General features: G+C 36.7%; 1 protein-coding gene. It reads left to right on the top strand.

Going from position 1 to position 327, the window contains the following annotated elements; translation table 11 throughout:
* Nucleotides 1-217: 217 nt before the first annotated feature.
* A partial coding sequence (locus ACT3SX_RS15645; protein WP_444761886.1) for a transposase-like zinc-binding domain-containing protein occupies nt 218-327 on the top strand: 110 nt, incomplete at its 3' end.

The following is a 327-nucleotide window of genomic DNA, read 5'->3' as shown; positions in this document are numbered from 1 at the left end:
AAAATACACAAATCATAACGTAGATAATTCTGAAATCATAGCAGCAACTGCATGTATTTTTATCCAAGCCTTGCTATTATACGGCCTAACATTGATAAAACCTATGCTATATTTTGATATAGTTTTTAGCATCTTTTATAATTAGGTGGTGTGTCAGAAAGTATGCTGAAGAAATAAAGGAGGGTGACAGCCAAAGCAAGATGATATATTTGAGGTTATGAAGACACAAATAGATATCAGCTGCCCCGACTGTCACAGTCCCAGTTTTTCGATACACGGCATAAAAAGCTATGGCAAGCAGAACTACCAATGCAAGGACTGCAAACG

This window comes from Psychrobacter sp. AOP31-B2-9, from assembly GCF_052378005.1.
GTDB lineage: Bacteria > Pseudomonadota > Gammaproteobacteria > Pseudomonadales > Moraxellaceae > Psychrobacter.
This window is presented reverse-complemented; position numbering and strand designations above follow the sequence as displayed.